General features: G+C 42.3%; 8 protein-coding genes. 1 reads left to right on the forward strand and 7 read right to left on the reverse strand.

Annotated features, from left to right (window positions below; translation table 11 throughout):
- The coding region (locus VIP81_RS33810) for a beta family protein (RefSeq protein WP_414649380.1) at positions 1-163 on the forward strand (163 nt) is incomplete at its 5' end.
- A 2-nt stretch (positions 164-165) separates the two neighbouring features.
- Here the strand turns inward: VIP81_RS33810 and VIP81_RS24620 are convergent.
- From VIP81_RS24620 to VIP81_RS24650, 7 genes are all read right to left on the reverse strand, one after another.
- Positions 166-726, reverse strand: coding sequence for a sce7726 family protein (locus tag VIP81_RS24620; protein ID WP_331967580.1), 561 nt, complete (start codon positions 724-726; stop codon positions 166-168).
- Between the two features lie 145 nt (positions 727-871).
- On the reverse strand, positions 872-1240 hold the full coding sequence (locus VIP81_RS24625; RefSeq protein ID WP_331967582.1) for a helix-turn-helix domain-containing protein: 369 nt from the start codon (positions 1238-1240) through the stop codon (positions 872-874).
- 251 nt (positions 1241-1491) lie between these two features.
- A complete protein-coding gene (gene mnmE / locus VIP81_RS24630; protein ID WP_331967584.1) occupies positions 1492-2874 on the reverse strand; it encodes a tRNA uridine-5-carboxymethylaminomethyl(34) synthesis GTPase MnmE in 1383 nt (460 codons plus the stop codon).
- 135 nt (positions 2875-3009) lie between these two features.
- Positions 3010-3684: a TonB family protein gene (locus tag VIP81_RS24635; protein WP_331967586.1), complete on the reverse strand. Its 675-nt coding sequence runs from the start codon at positions 3682-3684 to the stop codon at positions 3010-3012.
- A gap of 208 nt (positions 3685-3892) precedes the next feature.
- Positions 3893-4507 (reverse strand): biopolymer transporter ExbD, encoded by a 615-nt coding sequence (locus tag VIP81_RS24640; RefSeq protein ID WP_331967588.1) that lies wholly within the window; start codon positions 4505-4507, stop codon positions 3893-3895.
- A gap of 64 nt (positions 4508-4571) precedes the next feature.
- Positions 4572-5231, reverse strand: coding sequence for a biopolymer transporter ExbD (locus VIP81_RS24645; protein WP_331967591.1), 660 nt, complete (start codon positions 5229-5231; stop codon positions 4572-4574).
- A gap of 69 nt (positions 5232-5300) precedes the next feature.
- Positions 5301-6152 carry a MotA/TolQ/ExbB proton channel family protein gene (locus VIP81_RS24650; protein ID WP_133808392.1) on the reverse strand — a complete coding sequence of 284 codons (852 nt, stop codon included), beginning with the start codon at positions 6150-6152 and terminating at the stop codon, positions 5301-5303.
- Positions 6153-6380 lie beyond the last annotated feature (228 nt).

The following is a 6380-nucleotide window of genomic DNA, read 5'->3' on the forward strand; positions in this document are numbered from 1 at the left end:
AAGCCCTGATTATTCAGGACTAACTTTTTCTTGGGGTGACGATCGAATAGATTTCTATGCTCGTCAAGTATTGACAGACCCCAACAGGAAAACTGGGAATGCGAGAAGCTGGGTTGAAATCAGCCAAAACCACCATATTACCTTGCTTCATAGTCTTTTGTAAAATCAATTTTTCCAATCACCTCTTGTTTTTAGTTTCTCGCGAACAATAAAAGAAATGGCATTGCTGTCAAGATGAGATGAAAGTGCTTCACAAAGCAACCAATTTCGATCTTTCTTTCGAAATGGTATTTTATGTTCAATTAAGCTATCAATAAGTTCATCACGCCATAACAATTTGGCTATAAAAAATCCTTCCGTTCTTTTATTTAGTCTGGGCTTCCTTAGCTGTTTTATTGACTTAATACCATTTTTATCATCGCACACTATTATACCCACCCAAGAAGGAACACAAGCAACAATTTTTTCATAATACTTGTTCTCCGTTACTACTGATAAGTAATCAAAAACCTTTGTGTACGCTTCAATTTGAGAGGGAAGTCTTTGTAATGTATCGGAAGCACTTTTAATTTCATAGCCATGTATAGAACCGTTTATTACGGCAACATCAATTCTTGCTTTTGCAACTGGCAAAGTAAATTCTTCAACGACTTTGGAGTTAGGATCTTCCAAAAAATGTGATAATTGTGTAGTCCTAAGCAGCTTGCGGATACAAGGATCTTTCATGTAACCTAATTTAGCATAAATTACTTCAAAATGCAAAAGTACAGTGTTTATTCTATAAATAATAATGACCTGCAGCGCCATCCTTAGAAGAAATTGCTTATCACCAACGGGCCAACGGGTATTAAAGAATAAATTCTTTTAGATTTCATTGAGCTTCCAGATGATCCAGTGCCTTCCAATCAATTAAATGCTTCTTACCTAACTTTTTGCTAGAGACAACTCCTTTCTTAATCCACCGACGCAACGTCAAAGGGCTAATATTTAGCATTTGCGCCGCTTCTTTAAGATTTAAGAGCGGCTTATTTTCCAATGTATTCCAGGAAATAGTCGCCGATGCAACGGTTTGTTGTACACTTACGTCATCAATTGCGGATTTCAGCTTTTCCTCCCGCTTTGCCTGTTTATACGCTTTTCTATTGCAAGCATGGGAGCAATACCGTGTAAGCATTGTTTTAGCGATAAATTCCTGTTGGCAATGCTGGCAAACCTTATTCAGTCGCATATTACTGCTCATGATAATTCCGATTTTGGGTTACTAATAAGAAGGAGCAGAGCGTATCATTCCGTATCATACCGTATCGTTTGAGTATCATTACATATCATTCTACTCCCGGATTCATGCCACGAAGTCCCGGACTTTTCTATTAGTAACCAACATCACAACAGGAAAACGCTAATTAAAGGCAAAGAAAGCATAACTATGAGCAAGTGAAACCCACTATCATAGCACAAAAGGCAAGAAAAAGCATATTAAAGGAAACTTGATTACTTCCCGATACAAAACTTACTAAAAATATAATCCAGCCTATCTTCATTCGTCACCTCTCCGGTAATCTCTCCCAAGTAATGCAAGCAAAGTCTGATATCCAGTGCCAGCAAATCCCCGGGCAATCCGTTATCCATGCCTTCTTTCACATCCTGCAATGATTTCAGTACTTCCTGTAGTGCCGCATAGTGTCGTGCGTTGGTGATAATGGTATCTTCAGTATTTACCTCGCCGGCTAATACTTTGCGGACCAATGCATCTTTGAGGTCTTGTATATGTGCATGATTTTTTGCGGAGATAAAAAGTATATCTGGGGTATCAGAGAATTTAGTACGGATAGCTGTTTCCCCGGTGATATCTGTTTTATTGCCCACGAGGAGGTAGTTGATATTATCGGCTTCAAAAGCGCTGATCTGATTACGTATATCCGTGGCCGATAGTTCATTCACATCAAACAAATAAACGACAACCCCTGCTTCTTTGATTTTTTCCATTGTTTTCTGCACACCTATGCTTTCGATGGTATCCAGACTTTCGCGGATGCCGGCGGTATCGATGAGGCGGAAGAGGATGCCGTCAATATTGAGAATTTCTTCGATGGTATCACGGGTAGTACCTGCAATATCGCTGACGATAGCCCTGTTTTCATTGAGGAGGGTATTGAGGAGGGTAGATTTACCTGCATTGGGTTTACCTACTATCGCGGTGTTTACGCCGTTTTTAATGACGTTGCCCATGCGGAAGGAGTCGATCAGGTGTTGCAGTACGCCGGTAGCATTTGAAACAAGGGCATATAAACCCGTACGATCGGCAAATTCCACGTCTTCCTGGCTGAAGTCCAGTTCGAGTTCTATAAGGGCGGAAAAGGTAATTAATTGCTCACGCAGGGCATGCAATTCCTTAGAGAAGCCTCCACGCATTTGTTGCATGGCGGTTTGGTGGGAGGCCGCGGAGTTGCTGGCAATAAGGTCAGCTACTGATTCAGCTTGTGTGAGGTCGAGTTTACCGTTAAGGAAGGCCCGTTGGGTGAATTCTCCAGGTTTAGCGAGACGTGCACCGGATTTGATGGTGGCGTCAATGATTTGTTGTTGTATATAGGGAGATCCGTGACAGGAAATTTCTATCACATCTTCCCCGGTATAAGAGCGGGGGCCTTTATACAGACTTACTACTACTTCGTCGAGTACGCGGCCTTCGGAAACGATGCTGCCGAAATGCAGGGTATGGCTGGCTTGTTGGGTAAGATCTTTGGCGGGGAACAATCCATTACAGATAGCATAGGTACCGGGGCCACTCAGTCTTATCACCGCGATGGCGCCGAGGCCGGGTGCGGTAGCCACTGCCACAATAGTATCATCAAATCCTGTTAGTTTACCCAGCATACCTGTTTAGTTTATGATTATTCCCAAAGGGCACAAATTTACGATAATCGGCGCTACCACCAATGGTCGTAAAAATCAAAGGTCCCGTTCCAACGATGTTGAAACGGGACCTTTGAAAATTATGTTGATACAGTACTACTCCTGCAAAGTAAAGCGGATAGGGAGGTTGAACTGTACAGAAACCTGGCGGCCATTTTGCTTACCAGCTTTCCATTTAGGCATGGTTTTCACCACACGAACAGCTTCTTCTTCCAGGCCACCACCTTTTGCGGCACCTACTGTTTTAACGTCTTTAATGTTTCCTTCAGAGTCTACTACGAACTGAACGAATACTGTACCGGAGATACCATTTTCCTGCGCAACGCGTGGGTAACGGATATTTTTACTCAGGTATTTCGCCAGTGCTTCCTCACCACCCGGGAAGGTTGGAGGTTGTTCTACGAAGGTGAAAATTTCCTCTTTAGCAGGAGCAGCAGGAGCGGTTACTACACCGGTACCTTTACTATCTTCCAATAATCCCGGATCGATACCGTTTGGATCACCTTCTACAGTTTTAGTACTGATGGCTTTGTCCTTGATGTCCTCATGTTTCGGAGGTTCCTCATCCGGTGGTACTTCGTTATCTTTCTTAATAACCGGAGGAGTAAATTGTACTGACGGTTTTACCGGTGGCGGTGGCGCAGGCGGCGGAGGTGGCGGAGGTGGCGTTTTCGGATCATCCGGTAACTTCACATCTTCCATCTTAATTTCCTGTATCACCGGCTTCTTGAGGTTATCTCCCTCTGAAGCTCTAACCCACTGTGATATCATGTACGTTGCAAAGAATATTACAAACAATGACGCGGTTCCCAAAATGGCATTCCGCACACGCTTATTATACTGTCTCCGCAAATCGTACGCCCCATATTCCTTATTCCTGCCGTCAAACAGGATATCAAGAAAATCGGACTTTAAGACTTTAGCAGAATCCATTGTTGTTGTTTTATGATGGATGCAAAAAAATAATTATTCCACAAAACTATTTAGCTGGTGGCGGAGTCGTAGAAGGAACACCGTTAGCTGCTTCTGTAGACTGTATCCATTTTTTATCCTGGTCACTGATGTCTACGGTTGCGTAACGCTGAATTCTATTGATCGCCATTTCGTCAAGGATATCAACGAAATTCTTATAATTGGCTTGATCGTCAGCCTTTATAATCACTACAACGTCTTCTGGTTCACCTTTTGCATTTCTCAGTCTGGCAACTTCGTCCCTTTTCTTAATGATCTCATCTCTGATTCCTCCGGTGTTGGCAAAAGATGTTGCCTTGAAGAAGTCAGGATTAGCAGACGCATTAGGGTCTTGTGCCAAACCTTCGTAATAGTAAACACGATTATCTTTTCCGAGTAAAATGGTCAGGGCCGTACTTTCTTTTACTTTGTTCTGGTCCTTTTCATTTTCGGTATCCTTTGGCATGATCAAGTCCATTGTTTTGGGCTTGGACATGGTAGTGGTAAGCATGAAGAAGGTAATCAACAGAAAACCTAGATCCACCATGGGTGTCATATCTACACGGGTAGACTGTTTCTTGGATTTCGTCCCACCGTGTTTCTTCCCTTTCCCACCACTACTACTGGTATCCATTTCTGCCATAGTAGCCAATTTTTTTTAGTTCTTAAATCAACAGCCTTCCTGGTCAGGAAGCATTTGCTGTCGTTTACTTCTTTTTGCCACCAGCCTGTTGTTCTTCCCAGGCAGCGGTGCCTTTAGGCGCCTCTTCCAGGTTAGTCACCAGGTTCAGTTTCTGGATTTTCTTCTTTTTGAAAGTTTCCAGAATTTCTTTGATTTTAGGATAAGGAGTCTGGTTATCCGCCTTAATACAATACTTCACTTTATTGAGGCTTGTACCCTGAGCTGCGTTACCATAATCAATCCATGCTCCTAATTCACCGTTGGCAGAATCTGTAGGGATTCCTTTATCCAGACCGGAAGTTTTACGTTGATCCTCTGTGAGGCCAAGGTAAGCTTTCAGATCTTTGATAGGTGCTCCTACGCTGGCTCCGGTAACAAAGTTTTTCATTTCTTTCTCATCCAGATTCAGCTTATACTGCGTATTCAGATCTTCTATCAGCTTTCTTCTTTTAGGCTGGCCATCCATGCTGAAAAACACTCTACCATCCTTATCTACTGTGAATAACAACACATCAGAATCAGGCAAAAGGGTGGTGTTTATAGAGGATGGGGTAACTACTGTTACCGGTTCATCCGGTTTGAACTTAGTTGCCAGCATAAAGAAAGTTAATAGCAGGAAAGCCACATCACACATTGCTGTCATGTCAATGGCGGTGCTTTTCCTTGGCATTTTAACTTTAGGCATCTTTACTCTGTTTTATGGTTTACTTTAAATAGATTCAAAACCGCTTACTTTCCACAAAATAATCTCAGATTATTTGTGATTAGCTGCAAAGCTCTGTGTTAAAGTAAAGCCAGATTCGTCAATAGCGTAAGTGATGCTATCGATATTGGTAGTAAAGTAGTTGTACATTACAATCGCAACAGCGGAAGTACCGATACCCAGTGCAGTATTGATCAATGCTTCAGAGATACCACCTGCCAGCTGTGCAGAATCTGGTGCACCACCGGAAGACATCGCTGCGAACGCACGAATCATACCCAATACTGTACCGAACAGACCTAACAGGGTTGCTACGGATGCAATAGTAGACAAGAACACCAGGTTCTTTTCCATCATTGGCAGTTCCAGTGCAGTTGTTTCTTCAATTTCATTTTTAATGGTCAGAATCTTCTGCTCTGTATCCAGCTCAGTATTAGAAACCATTTCTTTGTACTTTTTCAGACCAGCTTTCAGTACGTTACCCACAGAACCTTTTTGTTTGTCACACTCAGCCAGTGCTGCATCTATATTGCGGTTAGCCAGGTGATACTGTACTTTACGTACCAGCTCAGAACCGCTGAATTTACCTTTTGCTTTTGACAGGTAAAGAAAACGCTCAATCACGAAAGTCAAACAAACCAGTAATACGGAGATCAGGATCGGTACGATCAAACCACCTTTGTAAACAGTAGCAAACCATTTGCCGATACCAGAATCAACTGGATGCCCTTCAGGATTGTTACCCTGGAAGTTAGCTGGGTTACCTAATACAAAAAAGTAAAACAGAAAACCTATCACTAAGCAGATAGGCACAGCCAACGTCGCGAACAAGTTGGATGACTTAGGTTGATGAGAAGAAGCCTTAGCTGTAGCTGCAGTCACAGTTGTTTTAGTCTCAGCCATGTTGATTGAAATTTTAGTGTTAAAAATTAAACTATTGTTTGTTAGAAGTTACTAATTACGATACCCTATTGTGGAATGCCCCTCAGCACTCAATTTACTGTTTTAATCAGTGATTCGCAAAGTTATACGGTTGGTCCAAAAAAACAAGTGCAGCCCAAAAAAACCCACAAAAATTAACTTTCACACATAAAAGCCCCATCACAGGGCTTTTAGACCACTCATTTTTTT

Origin of the sequence: Chitinophaga sp., from assembly GCF_036566945.1 — a bacterium.
Taxonomy (GTDB): domain Bacteria; phylum Bacteroidota; class Bacteroidia; order Chitinophagales; family Chitinophagaceae; genus Chitinophaga.

Bases quoted from the DNA above. Each gene is read 5' to 3' on its own strand.
- VIP81_RS24620 (WP_331967580.1), bottom strand. From the start codon at position 726: ATGAAAGATCCTTGTATCCGCAAGCTGCTTAGGACTACACAATTATCA.
- VIP81_RS24625 (WP_331967582.1), bottom strand. From the start codon at position 1,240: ATGAGCAGTAATATGCGACTGAATAAGGTTTGCCAGCATTGCCAACAG.
- mnmE (WP_331967584.1), bottom strand. From the start codon at position 2,874: ATGCTGGGTAAACTAACAGGATTTGATGATACTATTGTGGCAGTGGCT.
- VIP81_RS24635 (WP_331967586.1), bottom strand. From the start codon at position 3,684: ATGATATCACAGTGGGTTAGAGCTTCAGAGGGAGATAACCTCAAGAAG.
- VIP81_RS24640 (WP_331967588.1), bottom strand. From the start codon at position 4,507: ATGGCAGAAATGGATACCAGTAGTAGTGGTGGGAAAGGGAAGAAACAC.
- VIP81_RS24645 (WP_331967591.1), bottom strand. From the start codon at position 5,231: ATGCCTAAAGTTAAAATGCCAAGGAAAAGCACCGCCATTGACATGACA.
- VIP81_RS24650 (WP_133808392.1), bottom strand. From the start codon at position 6,152: ATGGCTGAGACTAAAACAACTGTGACTGCAGCTACAGCTAAGGCTTCT.